The sequence below is a fragment of the Nonomuraea sp. NPDC049714 genome (assembly GCF_044465295.1).
Classification (GTDB): Bacteria; Actinomycetota; Actinomycetes; order Streptosporangiales; family Streptosporangiaceae; genus Nonomuraea.
Window position 1 is genome coordinate 616,118 of sequence record NZ_JBITLM010000004.1, and the last position, 17,970, is coordinate 634,087.

Genomic DNA, 17,970 nt, shown 5'->3' on the forward strand with positions numbered 1-17,970 from the left:
GTCCTCCTGGTCAGGCGGCGTAGGGGTGATGGGAGCGGGCCGAGCGCAGTGCGCGGGCCCACCAGACGAACTGGTCGAGCAGGCGGGTCGCGGCTGCCTCGCAGGACGCCGGGTCCTTGGGCCGCCCGTCCGGGGTGAACTGGTAGGCGGCTCCGTGGAAGCTGACGGTGTCGCGGATGGTGACCGCGTGCAGCTCGGCGAACACCTGCCGGAGGTGCTCGACAGCCCGCAGCCCGCCGGATACGCCGCCGTACGAGATGAATCCGACGGGCTTGGCCTGCCATTCGGTGAAATGCCAGTCGATGGCGGATTTGAGGGACGCGGGATAGCTGTGGTTGTACTCGGGCGTCACCACGACGAACCCGTCGGCCCGGGTCAGCCGTTCGCTCACGGCCGCGAGCGCCCGCGCGTCCTCCGCGCCGGGTTCGCCGGTCAGGTGCGCGGGCAGCCGTGCCTGCGCCAGGTCGATGAGATCGACGACGACGTCCTGACGCGCGGCGGCCTGCTCGGCGAACCAGGCGGCGACCGTGGGGCCGAACCGGCCCGCACGCGTGCTCCCCACGATCAACGCGAGGTGGAGCGGTCTGTCAGACATACGCGGTCCTTTCAAGGTCGACCCCCCAAGCGTCGAACTTGAACAAAGGTTTAAGTCAAGGGCTAGGCTGCCCGGCATGGCATCGATCCCTCCGGAGACCACGGAGCTGACGATCGGCGAGCTGTCGGAGCGCAGCGGCGTTCCCGCCTCGGCGCTGCGCTTCTACGAGCGGCAGGGCCTCATCGCCAGCCGCCGCACGACGGGCAACCAGCGCCGCTACCCCCGCCAGACGCTGCGCCAGCTCGCCTTCATCCGCGCCTCGCACCACCTGGGCATCCCGCTCACGGTGATCGGCGACGTGCTCGCCCTGCTGCCCGACGGTGTGGCGCCGACCCGCGAGTTCTGGGTCAAGGCGTCCGCATGCTGGAGCGCGGAGATCGACGCCCGGATCGAGCGGCTGGAGCGGATGCGGGACCGGTTCACCGACTGCATCGGCTGCGGCTGCCTGTCCTTCGAGGTCTGCGCCCTGACCAACCCGGCCGACCGGCTCGGCCAGGACGGCCCGGGGCCGCGCCGCCTGTTCGACTTCTGACACGGATCTTGCGCGTCGCCGGATGCCGGGTTAGCTTGAGGCAGTCCAACGCGGGAGCCCGGTTCGACCGGGCTGAGAGGACGGCTACTCATCAGCCGCCGACCGCCAGAACCTGCTCCGGGTAATGCCGGCGAAGGGAGTTGCGTGGTGAGCGACGCGCGCTTTTCCAAGGTCCACATCGGTGATCTCCGAGTCCCCATGCGCGAGATCCTGCTGTCCAACGGCGAACGGGTGCGCCTGTACGACACCTCCGGGCCGTACACCGACCAGTCCGTGACCACCGACCTCACCCAGGGCCTGCCGCCGCTGCGCCGGGAGTGGATCCTCGACCGGGGCGACGTCGCCCCGCAGGCGTCGGGGACGCTGCGGGCGACCGGGGCGCCGGTCACCCAGCTCGCCTACGCCCGCGCGGGCCTGATCACCCGCGAGATGGAGTTCGTCGCGGTCAGGGAAGGGGTCGCGCCGGAGTTCGTCCGGGACGAGGTGGCCGCCGGCCGGGCCATCATCCCGGCGAACGTCAACCACCCCGAGACCGAGCCCATGATCATCGGCCGCAACTTCCTGGTGAAGATCAACGCCAACATCGGCAACTCGGCCGTCTCCTCCTCCATCGAGGAGGAGGTGGAGAAGATGACCTGGGCCACCCGCTGGGGAGCCGACACCATCATGGACCTGTCCACCGGCAAGGACATCCACGCCACCCGCGAGTGGATCATCCGCAACTCCCCCGTCCCCGTCGGCACCGTGCCCATCTACCAGGCCCTGGAGAAGGTCAACGGGGTCGCCGCCGACCTGTCGTGGGAGGTCTACCGCGACACCCTGATCGAGCAGTGCGAGCAGGGCGTCGACTACATGACCGTGCACGCCGGCGTCCGGCTGGCGTACGTGCCGCTGACGGCCCGCCGCAAGACCGGCATCGTCTCGCGCGGCGGCTCGATCATGGCCGCCTGGTGCCTGGCGCACCACCGCGAGAGCTTCCTGTACGAACACTTCGCCGACATGTGCGAGCTCCTGGCCGCCTACGACGTGGCGTTCTCCCTCGGCGACGGGCTGCGGCCCGGCTCCATCGCCGACGCCAACGACGAGGCCCAGTTCGCGGAGCTCCGCACGCTCGGCGAGCTCACCTCCATCGCCCGCGACCACGGCGTCCAGGTGATGATCGAGGGCCCCGGCCACGTGCCCATGCACAAGATCAAGGAGAACGTCGACCTGCAGCGCGAGCTCTGCGACGACGCGCCCTTCTACACGCTCGGCCCCCTGGTCACCGACATCGCTCCCGGCTACGACCACATCACCTCGGGCATCGGGGCGGCGATGATCGGCTGGTTCGGCACCGCGATGCTCTGCTACGTCACCCCCAAGGAGCACCTCGGCCTGCCCAACAGGGACGACGTCAAGACGGGCGTGATCACGTACAAGATCGCAGCGCACGCGGCGGACCTGGCCAAGGGGCATCCGCAGGCCCAGGCCTGGGACGACGCGCTGTCGGACGCCCGGTTCGAGTTCCGCTGGGAGGACCAGTTCGACCTGTCGCTCGACCCGGACACGGCCCGGTCCTTCCACGACGAGACCCTGCCCGCCGCCCCGGCCAAGACGGCCCACTTCTGCTCGATGTGCGGGCCGAAGTTCTGCTCGATGAAGATCAGCAAAGAGGTGATGGAGAAGTTCGGCCCTGACGGGCCTGACTCGCTCACCGAGGAGGAGGTGCGGGAAGGGATGCTCGCCAAGTCCCGCGAGTTCGCGGAGTCGGGCAACAGGGTCTACCTGCCGATCGCCGACTGACGGAGCCGGGTCGGCGTCGGCCCGGCAGGGGTGAGGTCGCGTCGCCCGGTCGCTCATGGCGTGGGCTAGCTTCGGCGCATGGATGACAGCACGGGAGACGCGGCTCACACGCAGACACAGGCAGAAGTAGCGGCATTCCTCGCAGCCGGGACGGCAGAGGCGTCGCGCGTGACCTTGCGCGCCATCACGGCCCGCGATCAGGACGAGTTCCTGGATCTCACCGCCGCATCCGCGGACCTGCATGCTCCGCGGATGTCGTACCCCTCCACCCCGGAGGAGTTCAAGGCGTTCCTCACCCGGTTCGACCATGTGACCACCCAGGGCCTGCTGATCTGCCTGCGCGATACCGGCGCCATCGCGGGCACGGTCAACCTCAACAGCATCATCCGCGGCCGCTTCCAGAACGCTTCGCTCGGTTACGCGGCCTTCGCCCCCAGCGCCGGACGCGGCTACATGACCGAGGGCCTCGGCCTGGTGATCGGGTACGCCTTCGAGCGCCTGCGGCTGCACCGCCTGGAAGCCCAGATCCAGCCGGACAACCACCCCTCACTCAAGCTGGTCCAGCGCCTCGGCTTCCGGTACGAGGGCACCTCGCCCGACGTGCTGTTCATCGCCGGCGCCTGGCGCGACCACGAACGCTGGGCCCTCACCAACACCATGGTCTCTCCCGGCCCCTGGCCTGCCCATTCGAGCCGGCCCACGTACTGAACCGGTCAGGAACGGAGAAGCGCCGGTCACCGGACCGCGACTAGCCTGACAGCTCGGCTCGGCGCGCGAAAACGGAGGAAACCCGACATACGCTCGAAGCTGGTCCGATCGAGCCCGGCGGCGCCGACGTAGACCGTGAACAGCCCCCGCGTAACGGATGGAGACACCATGAGCATGCCCAAGAGGACGGACACGCAGTCGCCCGCGCCGCACATCGCGGACGCCCACGACCTGATCCGCGTCCACGGCGCGCGCGTGAACAACCTCAAGGACATCAGTGTCGAGATCCCGAAGCGCCGGCTGACGGTGTTCACCGGAGTGTCCGGCTCGGGCAAGAGCTCGCTGGTGTTCGGCACGATCGCCGCCGAGTCGCAGCGGCTGATCAACGAGACCTACAGCACCTTCGTACAGGGCTTCATGCCGACGCTGGCCCGGCCCGAGGTCGACGTGCTCGACGGGCTGACGACCGCGATCATCGTCGACCAGCAGCGCCTGGGGGCCGACCCCCGCTCCACGGTCGGCACCGCCACCGACGCCAACGCGATGCTGCGCATCCTGTTCAGCCGGCTCGGGCAGCCGCACATCGGCTCACCCCAGGCGTTCTCCTTCAACGTCGCCTCGATCAGCGGAGCGGGCGCGGTCACCCTGAGCCGTGGCGGGCAGACCATGAAGGAGCGTCGCGAGTTCAGCATCACCGGCGGCATGTGCCTGCGCTGCGAAGGCCGGGGCAAGGTCACCGACCTCGACCTCACCCAGCTGTACGACGACTCCAAGTCGATCGCCGAGGGCGCGTTCACCATCCCCGGCTGGAAGTCGGACAGCTTCTGGACGGTACGCGTCTACGCCGAGTCGGGCTTCGTCGACCCGAACAAGCCTATCCGCGAGTTCACCAAGAGGGAGATGAACGACTTCCTGTACAAGGAGGCCGTCAAGGTGAAGATCGACGGCGTCAACCTCACCTACGAGGGGCTGATCCCGAAGATCCAGAAGTCGTTCCTGGCCAAGGACCGGGAGGCGATGCAGCCGCACATCCGGGCGTTCGTGGACCGGGCGGTCACCTTCACCACCTGCCCCGAGTGCGACGGCACCCGGCTCAGCGAGGCGGCCCGGTCGTCGCGGATCGGCGGGATCAGCATCGCCGACGCCTGCGCGATGCAGATCAGCGACCTGGCCGAATGGGTCCGTGGCCTGACCGAGCCGTCGGTCGCGCCGCTGCTCGCCACGCTGCTGCGGACCCTCGACTCGTTCGTGGAGATCGGGCTGGGCTACATCTCGCTGGACCGGCCGTCGGGCAGCCTGTCGGGCGGCGAGGCGCAGCGCGTCAAGATGATCCGCCACCTCGGCTCCTCGCTCACCGACACCACCTACGTCTTCGACGAGCCCAGCATCGGCCTGCACCCCCATGACATCCAGCGGATGAACGACCTGCTGCGGCGGCTGCGGGACAAGGGCAACACGGTGCTCGTCGTCGAGCACAAGCCGGAGATGATCGCGATCGCCGACCACGTCGTGGACCTGGGCCCCGGCGCCGGCACGGCGGGCGGCACCGTCTGCTTCGAGGGCACCGTCGAGGGGCTGCGGGCCAGCGACACCCTCACTGGCCGCCACCTCGACGACCGGGCCACCCTCAAGGAGACGCTGCGGACGCCCAAGGGCGCGCTGGAGATCCGCGGCGCGACCGCCAACAACCTGCGGAACGTCGACGTCGACATCCCGCTCGGCGTGCTCTGCGTGATCACCGGCGTCGCGGGCTCCGGCAAGAGCTCGCTCGTGCACGGGTCGATCCCGGCCGGCGCCGATGTGGTCTCGATCGACCAGGGCGCGATCCGCGGCTCCAGGCGGAGCAACCCGGCGACGTACACCGGACTGCTCGACCCGATCCGCAAGGCGTTCGCGAAGGCCAACGGCGTGAAGCCCGCGCTGTTCAGCGCCAACTCCGAGGGCGCCTGCCCCAACTGCAACGGCGCCGGCGTCATCTACACCGACCTGGCCATGATGGCCGGCGTCGCCACCACCTGCGAGGAGTGCGAGGGGAAGCGGTTCCTGGCGTCGGTGCTGGACCACCACCTCGGCGGCCGCGACATCAGCGAGGTGCTCGCGATGCCGGTGATCGAGGCCAAGGAGTTCTTCGGCACGGGCGAGGCCCGCACACCGGCCGCACACGCCATCCTCGACCGGCTCGCCGACGTCGGGCTCGGTTACCTCAGCCTCGGCCAGCCGCTCACCACGCTGTCCGGCGGCGAGCGGCAGCGGCTCAAGCTGGCCACCCGCATGGCCGACAAGGGCGGCGTCTACGTCCTCGACGAGCCGACCACCGGCCTCCACCTGGCCGACGTCGAGCAACTGCTCGGCCTGCTCGACCGGCTCGTGGACGCCGGCAAGTCCGTCATCGTCATCGAGCACCACCAGGCGGTCATGGCACACGCCGACTGGATCATCGACCTCGGCCCCGGCGCCGGCCACGACGGCGGCCGCATCGTCTTCGAGGGCACCCCCGCCGACCTCATCGCCGCCCGCTCCACCATCACCGGCGAACACCTCGCCGCCTACGTCGCCCCCTGACCTCCGTAGATCTCGGGAATCCCGCGCATGACGGCTGCCACGACCTGTGCTTCGCGCGGGGTGTGCGGCAGCAAGGCCCGGATGATCGTGGTCTTGCCCGCGCCCTCCTGCCCTGAGATGAGGATCAGGCGGCGTTCCGGGTTCTCGTCGGAGCTGGTCACGACCGGTGAGCCTGCCACACCAGGACCCGGCGGTCCGGTCCTCCGTTGCATACTTCTGCGATGAGTGACTACGCGGATTTCTTCACCAGGGGGCGGGCCGCGCTCCTCGCGGGCGCGGCCACCTACGAACGGCCGCTGGTCGAGGACGGGATGCGGTGGGGGGCCGCGGCGGTCCTGCGGCCCGGTGGTCCCGTCCTTGCGGAGTTGATCGATCTGGCCAAGTCCGTGAGCGGGGCTGCCGGGGCCGGGCACTGGGTGCATGGGCGTGAGACGCTGCACTTCACGCTGCGGTCGCTGGAACGCTACCGGCGGGTGATCCCGGGTGATGATCCGCGCCGTCTGGCCTACGCGGCCTCCTTGGCCGAGGCTGCCGCCGGGTTGCCGCCGGTTCGGATCGAGTTGCGCGGGGTCAGCCCGCATGCGGGCGGGGTGCTCGCCTTCGGTCACCCGGTCGATGACACGCTGACGACCTTGCAGCGGCGGTTCGCGCAGTCGCTGCGTACGCGCGGCGTGGCGGAGTTCGAGTCCTGGGTGCGGGACCGCTGGTACGTGAGCCTGGTGCACTTCGCGACGCCGGTGACCGACCCGGCAGCGATCGTGGCCTGGTGCGACGAGCGTGCCGACGTCCCCATCGGTCTCGCCGAGATGGGGGCGGCCGAGATCGTCGAGGCCGTCCCCACCGATGACGGCCTCCGCCTGAACACGTTGGCACGATCCGTTCTCGTCGGATAGCCGGTCACCCCCGCAGGTAGGCGAGGACGGCCAGGACGCGGCGGTGGTCGTCCGGGGCGGGGGGCAGGTCGAGTTTGCTCAGGATGTTGGCGATGTGCTTGGCGACGGCCGCTTCGGTGACCACCAGGGCGCGGGCCACGGCGGAGTTGGAGCGGCCCTCCGCCACCAGGCCGAGCACTTCGAGCTCGCGCGGCGTCAGGCGGGTCAGCGGGTCACGGCGGCGCTGCAGGAGTTGCCGGACGACCTCCGGATCGACCACGGCGTGGCCGCCCGCGACCCGCTCCAGCGCGTCGACGAACTCCTGCACGGCGCCGATCCTGTCCTTGAGGAGGTAGCCGATCCCGGCGCCGGTGCCGGAGTCGAGCAGCTCCGCGGCGTACGTCTGCTCGACGTACTGGCTGAGCACGAGCACGGCGAGCGACGGTCGGCGGGCGCGTAGCTCCAGTGCGGCGCGCAGCCCCTCGTCGGTGAAGCCGGGCGGCATCCTGACGTCGGTGAGGAGGATGTCGGGCTCGTGCTCGTCGACGGCGGCCAGGAGCGCGACGGGGTCGCCGACGGCCGCGACGACCTCGTGGCCGAAGCGTTCGAGCAGGCTCACCAGGCCCTCGCGGAGCAGAACGACGTCCTCGGCGATGACTACGCGCACGGGATCTCCGCCCTGAGCACCGTCGGCCCGCCCACTGGGCTGGACAGGGACATGGCACCGTCGACGACGGCGAGCCGGTCGGCCAGCCCTTCCAGCCCGCTCCCCCCGCTCTGGTCCGCGCCGCCCACCCCGTCGTCACGTACTTCCAGGTCGAGCACCCCCTTCACCAGCCGCCCCCGGACCCGGCAGCGGGACGCGCCGCTGTGCTTGGCCACGTTGGTGAGCGCCTCGGAGACGACGTAGTAGGCGGTCACCTCGACGGCGGGCGGCAGCCGCCGTCCCTCCTGCAGGACGAGATCGACGTCCACCGGCACCTGGGAGCGGCCCGCCACGTCGAGCACGGCGGCCGGCAGGCCCCGGTCGGTGAGCACCTGCGGATGCACGCCACGGATGAGCTCGCGCAGCTCGGCCAGCGCCCGCTGCGCCTCGTCGTACGCCTCCCGCACCTGCACCTCGGCAGGGGAGCCCGGCGGCAGGTCGAGCCGGGCCAGGCCGAGCTTCATGGTGAGCGCGACGAGCCGCTGCTGGGCGCCGTCGTGCAGGTCGCGCTCGATCCGCCGGCGCTCGTTCTCGAAGGCGTCCACGAGCCGGGCCCGGGAACGGACGAGCTCCGCCTCGTCCCCGGCCAGCACGGTGCGGACGAGCGTCGCGCGCACCGCCGCCCACGCGGTGACCGGGTAGGCGGCCAGCGGCAGCATCACCAGACCCGCCGCCGTGAGGGGCAGGCTGGTCAGCAGCTCGGTGGTCGGCTGCAGCGGCGCGCTCATCAGCGCGAGCGGCAGCCACAGGCCGAGAGCGACGAGCCCCAGGTCGATCCACCACAGCGCGAGCACGGCGACCGCCGCGAAGCCCAGCTCACGCCAGCTCGCCGGCTCCCGCAGCCGGGTGCGCATCCGGCCCAGCGGCCCGGGGCCAGGGGGCCCATGGGGATCGCGGACGGGCATGCGGTCGACCAGCCGCAGCCGCCACCTCTCGAACCGGGCCAGCCACGGCGCGACGGCCACCGTCAGCACCGTCCCGGCCAGCACCGCCACCGGCAGACCCGCTGTGTACGCCAGCTGGACCAGCCCGGCCACCACCGGCACCATGCCGACGCTGACCAGCAGGTAGGCCAGAGCGCGCCACGGCCAGGCGGAGGTGAGATAGCGCAGCGGCCGGGTGGACATGGCGTGCAGCGCGGTGAGGGAGACCACCCCCCGAAAGTATCCGACCAGCTCAGCGCGGGCAGTAGTGCTAGGGATAGCCTGTGCCACCGGCTGCTTGGCGATCATTTACGGGTTGGAGCGCTCTCACTGCACACTCCGAGGCCCAAGTTGCGCGCCATCGCTGCAGCGGTGACCGATCCCGCCTGGCGCGCTGAGCATGCCGACGTCCAACGACATGAATGTCTTCCCACACCTCGTGGATATTGACGGTCGGTGCGCACCTCTAGACAGTAATCGTAAGTGAGAGCGGAGTCGTCATAGGGAGTGTTGGCGATGACCAGCTGGTTGCATGAGACAAATTTATGCCTGCTGCCACTATGCTGTCGTGGGTCAGAAGCCCAGCGACGGGGTACGCGCTCCAGGTCGGCTGTCACCCATTCGTCGGTCCCACGTTGATCTCCTATGGCGGAGTCCATCGGCCGAGCTGTGGAGATTCGCGGTACAGCTGATGGTGCCGGGCGCGTGTATCAAGCATATGGGGACATCAACATTTACGACACTCCTGTCAGGGCGACGGCAACGGCCATGCACACACTTCCGCGCGACACGGTGGCGTTTACCGGCCGCGAGGACGAAATCGACGCTCTGGTCCACAACGTCATGGCAGCGATCGCCTCAAGCCACATCATAGCCATTCATGCGATCGACGGCATGGCCGGTATTGGCAAAACGGCACTAGCCGTACATGTCGGACATATCCTACAAAGCCGTTTTCGGGATGGACAGTACTTCCTTCGCCTCCATGCCCACACTCCGGGAAAAAAGCCCGTGGAGACCGAGGACGCACTCGGATCGTTGTTGACCGCCGATGGCGTCCTTCCTCAGGACATTCCCACCGGGATCGACGCCCGGTCGGCATTGTGGCGCAGTCGGCTCGCTGGGCGTCAAACCTTGGTCATCCTCGACGACGCGGTCGGTTACGACCACGTCAAGCATCTGATTCCGAGCGCCTCCGGCTGCCTGGTCATCATCACCAGCCGACGGCGTATGGCGGCTCTCGACGCGGCCATCTCGATACCGTTGGACGTCTTGAAACCAGCGAAGGCGGCCGAGCTCTTCGCCCGTCTCTCCGGCCGCCAACTGGATCGTGAGGACGCCGAACCAGTCGCGCAGTTGGTCCAGTTGTGTGGCTACCTGCCACTGGCCATCTCCCTGTTGGCCGGCAGGCTCCGGCACCGGCCGGCCTGGACCGTCGCGGACCTGGCCTCCGACTTGCGCGTCACCCAAGACCGCCTGGGCGAATTGCAAGCTGAAGGCATAACGGTCGAAGCAGCGTTGGAGATGTCATACAACGATTTGCATGCCGGCCAGAAGCTGGTGTTCCGCTACTTGGGCATGCACCCGGGCACCGAGTTCGACGCTCACGCAGCTGCCGCGCTGAGCAACCTGGATCTACCAGCCGTTGAAAGCTGCCTATCAGGCCTTTACGACGTTCATGTATTGGACGAACCCGTCCGTGGGCGCTATCTGATGCATGACCTCATCCGGGAATATGCGGGAAAAGTCTCCAATCAACTCGATCATGTGGAGCGGATGGCGGCTCTGCAACGCTTGTTCGACTATTACCTCGTCGTGGCACAGACGGCCGGAAGCCGCATCGCGCACACCGGGGCCACACCTGCTGCGGAGATCACCTCCCAGCTCACCGTTCCGGAACTGGCCACCCAGGATGCGGCGGTTCAGTGGTTTCGCGCCGAACGTGCATCACTTCTGGCCTGCGTCGACCTCGCCGATGCCGAACACCGCTATCCACTCGTGGTCAACCTTGCCAGCGCCATGGCAGGGTTCATGCGGCACGCCGGGCCTTGGGAAGAAGCCGTCCGGCTTCACCGGAAAGCCGTGGAGGCCGCTGAGCGAACCGCCGACCGGGCCGGTCAGGCTGAGGCACTGGTGAATGTCGGCATCATCGCCTTCCTCCGGGGCGACTATCCGGACGCGCGTGCGGCCTTGACCCGATCGCTTGAGCTCTACCAGGAGATCGACGATCCTCCCGGGCGCGCCCACGCACTCGCCCAGATGGGCACCTTTCAGCGGCTGACGGGGAATTTCGAGGCCGCCATCGACGCGCAATCACAGGCTCTCGAGATTTATCGCGCACTGGACGACCGGTCAGGCCAGGCATACGTGCTCACGGAGCTCGGAACCGTTCATCCCATGGTCGGGGACTATGCCCAGGCCAACCGCGCGCTCAGCCAAGCGCTGGATCTTTCCCGCGAGCTGGGCGATAGGTTGGCGGAAGCGTACGCCCTGAACGAGCTCGGCACGATCCGGCCGTTGATCGGGGACTATCCAGGCGCCGTAACCGTGCTGGCCCAATCATTGGAGATCGCGCGCGAGCTCAGGGACAACTTCGCCGAGGCATTCGCGCTCAACGAGCTCGGCAACGTGCGTCGGCTCACGGGCGACTACGGGGACGCCGCGGAGGCGTCATCGCGCGCTCTCGATATCTATCGCGAGTTGGGCAGCCAGCTCGGCGAAGCGGACGCACTCAATCGACTCGGTCGGCTGGCTGGCCAGATGGGGCACTACGGCGACGCCGAGGATGCACTGCGCCGGGCTCACTCCATTTGTAGCGCGCTGGAGGATCGACTCGGCCAGGCGAGCGCTCTCAATGCGCTGGGGGACGTCCTACGGCTGGCAGGAAACCACTCGAGCGCCCGAACCGCGACCACCGAGGCACTGGCCCTCTACCAAGACCTGGGCCATCGCCTGGGCGAGGCGGAGGCCACCAATACGCTCGCGGCCCTGCTCCTTGAGACGGAAGGGCCCGCTGCCGCACAGGCACGGTATTCGGTCGCGCTGGACCTGGCCCGCGAGGCACGCAGCCCACTGGAGGAAGCGCGCGCTCTTGAAGGACTTGCCACCGCGACGTCCGACGATGAGGTCCTTCGTCAGGCTAAGGCGATTTACCGACGCATCGGCTCACCGCAGGCGAGAGAGATCAGGTGATCTGCAGGGTTCCGGGGATGAAATGAGACTCCCTGGGCGGAAGCTCCTGTAACACGTTGAGTCGACGCAGCCAGCGATCGCTGCCGTCATACTGGGGAACAAAGCTGTCCCGCCCGTGCACAGCGCGTTTGTTGTCGATGACGAGAACATCGCCGGCAGAGAGCTCGATTCGCCTGCTGGCGCGCTCGATCGCGACTCTCAGCTCCGCCAGCGCGGCATTGGCGTCTTCGCTATGAATTTCGGCGGGCATGTAAGCGAAGTCGACATTGATCCATGGATCATCCACGGCACCGGACAGCACGGCGGCTCTCGGCAGGTCATCCGCCATTGCCTTGACCCGCGCGAAAGCGGCGACCCCTGATTTAGCGACGCCGGATGTGGCCAGGTTGTAAACGTAGGTGTGCGACTCGTCCGGCACAATGGCGAATTCCGGTATGCGAAGTTGCGCCTCCACAGCCGGATCGAGCACAAGCTCCCGGGCGATTACGTACCGAGTGGCGACCTGTCGCTCATTTCTAATACAACAGAGCAGACTATAGTCTGCACGCAGCGGGTGGAAGGCGTCCTCGTTATGCCACTCCAACGCTGTCGTAGAACTGCATCCCAACTGCCGGTTCTCGCGTCCGATCAGCGGAAAGACGTCAAGAACGATCCGGCCCCGCTGCTGGGACGCGAAGCAGTACGGTATACCGATCGTGGCACCGAGCATAAACATCGTGCTGTCTGTTAGGCGGACCGCCCGCTCCAGGTCGTACTGTCCGAAAGCGCTCGGTGTCGGCAGTTCAGCGAGCGTCCCGATGTCGATACCAGATAAAAGCACCGCCGCGGCTTGCCCTCCCGTCGATCGCAGATGACTCGTGAGATCACGAATTTTATCCGGGAGCTCGGATATCAGGCCGGCGGTCTGGTCCAAGGCCGAGATATCTTCCAAGCGGTTTACGCTTCCAGCCAATCGAATTGCGGCATCACGTAGCATATCGGAGTCGCTGGTTTCAAGCTGAACATGGACAAGACTCATAGCTACTCCGCGCGGCTACTTGGCCTTGGATTTCCCATAGTATGCGCGTCCACGCAGGCTCATGCCACTAGCCGTGAAGTAACAATGGATGGCGGAGTCACCTGCATTGCGGTGACCCTCTCACGCCGATCTTTGGCTTCCGCCTGCCGTCTTCACCGCTTGTAGATGTTCTGGTCGCGGCCGGCCTGATAGACCTGCCCATGGCCGGTGGCGCTCGCGGATTGGACGATCACGTCCACCGTCGTCCGCTCAGCGGCGCCCAACAGCGGAGTCCACTGCTCATCCAGCACTCGCCGCAATTCCCCGGCCAACTGCGGGTCCTCGGCCAGCAGCCGCCGCAACTTACGCTGCCAGTCAGCGACCAGCCCCTCTTCCGCTGGGGCATCGCTCGCCTCCCGGGCCGCCAGTAACTCAGTACGGACCTCGCCGAGTTCGGCCTCGATCGCGGTCACCCGCTCCGGATGCACCCGCCGCCACAACGCGACCGCTCCGGAACGTGCCTGCTGCCACCCGTCGGTGGCCATCGCGGTCACCAAAGCCGTGGCCGCCGCCAGCACTAATGGATCCACGCCGCACTCCCCTCCGCGATGTGACCGGGGCGATGAACACTTGCCCGAACCACCGCACGTCGTGCCCTGACAACCATCATGGATCGCTAGACAAGATCACGAGCTGTAAGCGCGCAATGACGCACGAAGAATCCGCCGGCTCGCCATCGCGCCGTCTACTTCCGCGACCTCCTGGACGAGATCGACCGTCAGGCCGAAACCGGCTCACCCAGGACCGATCGGCCGGTCGGTGCCTACTGGGGCCAGTTGGCGATGATCTCGGGCTTGATGGCGTCGACGTGGCACCTGAGCGTCTTGCGCGAGCCGATTTGGTAGAGGCAGACCTTGACGTCCACACGGTTGATCTCCCCGTCGGAGGTGAGCCGGAAGGATCTCTTCGCCGAGCAGGTCGAGCTGGGCCGGCTCCAGCCGGTGCCACCGCCTGTGTAGTGGAAGCGGGCACGGATGTAGGCGCAGTGGCCGCGGTGCCGGTCGCGGTCGTGGAGAGTGCCGGACACGGTGAACGTCTCGGCGCTGAAACCGGTGACCCAGACGTCGGCCTTGGCGTGGCCGGAGTGTCCCGCAGACGACTTGACGGGGCCCCAATGAATGCGGGCGGTCACCGCTGCCTCCGCCGAGGCCGGGACGCCCGCGCCGAGCACGAAGGCCAGGACCGCACCGATGACATGCTTCTTTCCCATGAGCGGGACGGTATGAGACGCGACTTGGAGAGATCTTGCATCCGGCTGGCGTCCAAGGCTCCGTACATTGCGCAAGTGACAGAATGCGTTCGATTAGCATCAAATATGATCTTACGTCCGGATTATTGCGCAGGTATGATCACGAATTGACGGCCGGCCTCGACCCCTTCGGGAGGCAGCATGGAACAGCGTGATCAGGTAACCGACGACAAGAAGGCCACCAAGAAGATCAAGCTGGAGATCAAGCGACTCGAGAAGGTGGAGACCACCGGACTGCGCGAAGGTGGCTGATCTCTAACAGGTTCGCCGGCCGGTCAGGGTAAACCTGACCGGCTTCCTATGTCTTGTGACCTGGAAGGTTCTCGTGCGCGTCCCCCGCATCAAGCGCGTTCATCAGCCCATGACCCTGCCCGGTGATCGCATCATGATCGGCCTCATGCAGCAGGGCATCTCCTCCGAGATCCAGGATGACGAGGACGGCTCGATAGCCCGCCTGATCGTCCTCATGGACGGCACCCGTACGGTCGACGAGGTCTGCGCCGCCTTCGCCGAAACCCATCCCGACGTCGACGAGCAGGATGTACGTGACGTCATCGCGGGGTTGGTCGACAACGGGTTCGTCGAGGAGGCGGGCGCGCCGCTGCCGGCGAATCTCACCGAACGCGAGGCCGGCCGCTACGAGCCGGCCAGGAACTACTTCGCCTGGATCGACCCCGTTCCGCGCAGTTCGCCGTACGAGATCCAGTCCAAGATCAAGGATGCCCGGGTCTGCCTGCTCGGCATCGGCGGCACCGGCTCGGCGGTGGCGGCGGGGCTGGTCTCCAGCGGCATCGGGGCCCTCCACCTGGCCGACTTCGACACCGTCGAGGAGGCCAACCTCACCCGGCAGCTCCTCTACACCGAGGCGGACATCGGCCGCCCCAAGCTCGACACGGCCGTCGCGCGCCTGCGACAGATGAACAGCCTGGTCAAGGTCACCGGCAGCACCCTGAAAGCCGGCGGAGCGGACGACATCGCCCGGCTGATGGACGAGTGTGACGTGTTCATCCTGTGCGCGGACGAACCTCACCCGGACATCATGTTCTGGACCAACGACGCCGCGTTGCGTACGGGTACGCCATGGTTCGTCAGCTTCTACACCGGGCCCATGGCCGTCGTCGGATCCCTCATCCCGCGCCAGACCGGCTGCTGGATGTGCCTGCGGCGCCAGGAGGACCAGCGCGAGTTCAAGGCGCACGGCCGCTCGCTCACCGAGGAACGGCCCAACGCGGTGATCGCGGCCAGCGCCAACATCAGCGGCCACCTGTGCGCCCTCGAAGTGATGTACCACCTCGGCGGCCTGCCCGTACAGGCGCGTGGCCGCGTCTTCCACTGGAACTACGGCATGTGGGACCACTCCTACTACATCGACATCCCGCATTACGACGACTGCCCGGCGTGCGGAGCAGAACCGTCGTGACGACCGCACCGGTCACCGACGAGAGCCTGGTCGGCTTCCACCGGCTGATCATCCGCCCGGACGACGACGATCCGGATGTCGTGGTGGTGGGCAGGGCGGAGATCGGGGAGTTCATCGAACTACCCGCCGTGTACGGCGAGGCCATCCGGCTCCTGCGGAAGAAGCTGCCGGTCAGCGAGGTGGAGCAGCGCCTGGCGGCCGAGCAGGACGTGGAGATCGACGTCGCCGAGCTCGTGGAGGCGCTCACCGAGCTGGGCTTCGTCGAGTCGGTGGACGGGGATCCGGTGCCCGACCCCGGCGCGGACGCCCCGCGCAGCCACTTCCCGTGGCTGACCCACCGGCACGTCGCCTGGATCTTCAGCCGGCCGATGAAGCTCGCCTGGCTGCTGGTCGTGGGGGCGGCGCTGGTCACGCTGGCGTTCCGGCCCGACCTGCTGCCGCACTACGAGGACTTCTTCTGGGGTGAGTACGTCGGCTTCACGGTGCTGGTCAACACCGTGATGGTGTCGTTGACGCTCAGCACGCACGAGATGATGCATTTGATGGCCGCCCGGTCGCTCGGCGTGCCAGGACGCATCGGCTTCGGCACCCGCCTGCACAACCTGGTCGTGCAAACCGACGTCACCGCGGTGTGGGGCGTGCCCCGGCGGTCCCGCTACCGCGTCTATCTGGCCGGGATGGCCTGGGACCTGTTCCTCATGGCGTCGCTGACCCTGCTGGTCGCCCACGTGGCGCTGCCGTCCTTGACGAAGGCCCTGTTCCAGGCGCTGGTCGTGGCCGTGCTCATGACCATCCCCTTCCAGCTCCAGGTCTACATGCGCACGGATCTGTACTACGTCCTCCGCGACCTGCTGCGTACCCGCAACCTCTTCGACGACGGGCTCGCCTTCGCCCGCTACCTCCGCGCGCGGGCCGTCGCGCGCCTGCGCCGGCGCCCCTGCCCGATCGCGGACCCGACCGATGAGCTCGCGCCGCACGAGCGGCGGGCCACCCGCGTCTACTCCGTCTTCCTCGTCGTCGGCGCCACCGTCTCGCTCACCGCGTTCGCGCTGTTCGCCGCCCCGATCGCGATCGTCGCGCTGTTCCGTGCGATCGGCGCCGTCGTCGACGGCCTCAACGGCGGCTCGGTGCTGCTGATGCTGGACTCCGGGCTGCTCATCCTCATCGAGGGTGCCATCCAGGCGCTCTTCGTGGTGACCTTCGTCCGCGGCCATCGGCACTGGTTCAGGTGGCGCCGCTCGGCCGTGGCCGGCAGCCCTTGACGCATATCGGTCCGGCCCTGAAGCCGGCCACCGGCCCCTGGCTCTACTTCGTGACGACCGACCCGAAGAAGGGCACCATGCAGTTCGCCGGCTCCGAGGCCGAGGTCGCCAGACTGTATGAGAAGTAGAGGAAGAACCACGAAGGCGACCGCTACTCCGACCCGGATTGATCATTCCGGGGAGGCCGCGCTGCTCGTCGCGGCTGTTCTGGTCCCATCGGCCGGTTCTCATGGAGTTCTCAGGCGGACTTTGTAGCACTTTCAACTGAAATTTATGACGATGGGGCAATGGAGCACGCGCCGCAGGACGCCGGTGCGGTCGGGGCTCAGGGGGCCGTGGCCGGAAGAAGGGCTCGGCGGTTCGTCGTCGGGGGCTGTGTCCTTGTCGTCCTTGTCGTCGTGGCGGTGCTGGCGTACTGGCTGGGGGGCGGTGGCGGCGACGGCGGGGTCGCCGCGCCCGGACCGAGCGCGACACCGACGCCCAGCGCGACGCTCACGGTGCCCGACCTCTACAAGAGGGCCGGGCCGTCGGTGGTGGTCATCCAGGCCGGGAAGTCGCTCGGAACCGGGGTGATCGCGGCCGACGACGGGACGATCCTGACCGCGCACCACGTCGTCAAGGGCACGAAGGACGTCACCCTGACGTTCGCGGACGGCACCAAGACGACGGCCGTCGTCGCGTCGGCGAACCCCAAGCGCGACGTCGCGACCCTCAAGCCCGCGAAGCTGCCCGAGATCGTCGTCCCGGCGACGCTCGGCGGCGCCGTGGCCGTGGGCGCGCCCGTCGTGGCGATCGGCAACCCGCTGGGCCTGGCCTACAGCGTCTCCTCCGGCGTGGTGTCGGGCCTGAACCGGACCACCGAGAAAGGCGACCTGAGCGGGCTCATCCAGTTCGACGCCTCCGTCAACCCGGGCAGCTCCGGCGGTCCCCTCCTGGACGCGCGCGGCCTGGTCATCGGGATCGTCGTCTCGATCGCCGACCCGGGAGGCGACGAGGCGTTCGCCGGCATCGCGTTCGCGGTGCCGATCGGCGTGGCCCTGGGCGGCGGCGAAGGCGACGGCCCACCGGGCGACGGGCCCCTGATTTGACCGAAGCGTCACGAGAAGGAAG

General features: G+C 68.0%; 17 protein-coding genes and 1 riboswitch. Of the genes, 10 read left to right on the forward strand and 7 right to left on the reverse strand.

The features are described from left to right. Positions 1–10 precede the first annotated feature (10 nt). On the reverse strand, positions 11–595 hold the full coding sequence (locus tag ACIBQX_RS20535) for an NADPH-dependent FMN reductase (protein ID WP_397006664.1): 585 nt from the start codon (positions 593–595) through the stop codon (positions 11–13). Between the two features lie 76 nt (positions 596–671). Here ACIBQX_RS20535 and soxR point away from each other — a divergent pair, with 76 nt between their 5' ends. From soxR to ACIBQX_RS20555, 4 genes are all read left to right on the forward strand, one after another. Beyond that, complete coding sequence (soxR, locus tag ACIBQX_RS20540; protein ID WP_397006666.1) at positions 672–1,127, forward strand: redox-sensitive transcriptional activator SoxR; 456 nt, start codon at positions 672–674, stop codon at positions 1,125–1,127. 40 nt (positions 1,128–1,167) lie between these two features. After that, positions 1,168–1,283, forward strand: a riboswitch (TPP riboswitch). Positions 1,284–1,325: 42 nt separating this feature from the next. Then, positions 1,326–2,909, forward strand: coding sequence for a phosphomethylpyrimidine synthase ThiC (thiC, locus tag ACIBQX_RS20545; protein WP_397006818.1), 1,584 nt, complete (start codon positions 1,326–1,328; stop codon positions 2,907–2,909). Between the two features lie 168 nt (positions 2,910–3,077). Continuing rightward, on the forward strand, positions 3,078–3,617 hold the full coding sequence (locus tag ACIBQX_RS20550) for a GNAT family N-acetyltransferase (protein ID WP_397006668.1): 540 nt from the start codon (positions 3,078–3,080) through the stop codon (positions 3,615–3,617). A 174-nt stretch (positions 3,618–3,791) separates the two neighbouring features. Beyond that, entirely contained in the window at positions 3,792–6,179 is a 2,388-nt protein-coding gene (locus ACIBQX_RS20555; RefSeq protein WP_397006820.1) for an ATP-binding cassette domain-containing protein, read from the forward strand. On the opposite strand, the gene ACIBQX_RS20560 is transcribed toward ACIBQX_RS20555, so the two are convergent. Further along, positions 6,164–6,340, reverse strand: a complete 177-nt coding sequence (locus ACIBQX_RS20560) for an ATP-binding protein (RefSeq protein ID WP_397006670.1) — start codon at positions 6,338–6,340, stop codon at positions 6,164–6,166. The two genes, ACIBQX_RS20555 and ACIBQX_RS20560, sit on opposite strands and share 16 nt — an antisense overlap. A 60-nt stretch (positions 6,341–6,400) precedes the next feature. On the opposite strand from ACIBQX_RS20560, the gene ACIBQX_RS20565 reads away from it, so the two are divergent. After that, positions 6,401–7,072, forward strand: a complete 672-nt coding sequence (locus tag ACIBQX_RS20565) for a hypothetical protein (protein ID WP_397006671.1) — start codon at positions 6,401–6,403, stop codon at positions 7,070–7,072. A 4-nt stretch (positions 7,073–7,076) separates the two neighbouring features. Here ACIBQX_RS20565 and ACIBQX_RS20570 read toward each other — a convergent pair whose 3' ends face one another. Both ACIBQX_RS20570 and ACIBQX_RS20575 read right to left on the reverse strand, forming a co-directional pair. Beyond that, positions 7,077–7,718: a response regulator gene (locus ACIBQX_RS20570; protein WP_397006673.1), complete on the reverse strand. Its 642-nt coding sequence runs from the start codon at positions 7,716–7,718 to the stop codon at positions 7,077–7,079. After that, complete coding sequence (locus ACIBQX_RS20575) at positions 7,709–8,911, reverse strand: sensor histidine kinase (RefSeq protein WP_397006675.1); 1,203 nt, start codon at positions 8,909–8,911, stop codon at positions 7,709–7,711. The genes ACIBQX_RS20570 and ACIBQX_RS20575 overlap by 10 nt, the downstream gene beginning before the upstream one ends. Before the next feature lie 414 nt (positions 8,912–9,325). Between ACIBQX_RS20575 and ACIBQX_RS20580 the strand changes: the two genes are divergently transcribed. Beyond that, entirely contained in the window at positions 9,326–11,872 is a 2,547-nt protein-coding gene (locus ACIBQX_RS20580; RefSeq protein ID WP_397006677.1) for an ATP-binding protein, read from the forward strand. Here the strand turns inward: ACIBQX_RS20580 and ACIBQX_RS20585 are convergent. From ACIBQX_RS20585 to ACIBQX_RS20595, 3 genes are all read right to left on the reverse strand, one after another. Next, positions 11,865–12,890, reverse strand: coding sequence for a TauD/TfdA family dioxygenase (locus ACIBQX_RS20585; protein WP_397006679.1), 1,026 nt, complete (start codon positions 12,888–12,890; stop codon positions 11,865–11,867). The genes ACIBQX_RS20580 and ACIBQX_RS20585 overlap by 8 nt on opposite strands. 152 nt (positions 12,891–13,042) lie before the next feature. Continuing rightward, positions 13,043–13,459 (reverse strand): hypothetical protein, encoded by a 417-nt coding sequence (locus tag ACIBQX_RS20590; protein WP_397006681.1) that lies wholly within the window; start codon positions 13,457–13,459, stop codon positions 13,043–13,045. 233 nt (positions 13,460–13,692) lie between these two features. Then, entirely contained in the window at positions 13,693–14,139 is a 447-nt protein-coding gene (locus ACIBQX_RS20595; RefSeq protein WP_397006683.1) for a hypothetical protein, read from the reverse strand. Positions 14,140–14,539: 400 nt separating this feature from the next. On the opposite strand from ACIBQX_RS20595, the gene ACIBQX_RS20600 reads away from it, so the two are divergent. From ACIBQX_RS20600 to ACIBQX_RS20615, 4 genes are all read left to right on the forward strand, one after another. Beyond that, the gene (locus ACIBQX_RS20600; protein ID WP_397006685.1) at positions 14,540–15,598 is read left to right on the forward strand and encodes a ThiF family adenylyltransferase; all 1,059 of its coding nucleotides are present in this window, start codon (positions 14,540–14,542) and stop codon (positions 15,596–15,598) included. Further along, positions 15,595–16,860, forward strand: coding sequence for a hypothetical protein (locus tag ACIBQX_RS20605; RefSeq protein ID WP_397006687.1), 1,266 nt, complete (start codon positions 15,595–15,597; stop codon positions 16,858–16,860). Before ACIBQX_RS20600 ends, ACIBQX_RS20605 begins: the two co-directional genes overlap by 4 nt. Continuing rightward, on the forward strand, positions 16,857–16,988 hold the full coding sequence (locus ACIBQX_RS20610) for a hypothetical protein (protein ID WP_397006689.1): 132 nt from the start codon (positions 16,857–16,859) through the stop codon (positions 16,986–16,988). Before ACIBQX_RS20605 ends, ACIBQX_RS20610 begins: the two co-directional genes overlap by 4 nt. 159 nt (positions 16,989–17,147) lie before the next feature. Further along, on the forward strand, positions 17,148–17,948 hold the full coding sequence (locus tag ACIBQX_RS20615) for a S1C family serine protease (protein WP_397006691.1): 801 nt from the start codon (positions 17,148–17,150) through the stop codon (positions 17,946–17,948). The last annotated feature ends 22 nt before the right edge of the window (positions 17,949–17,970 follow it).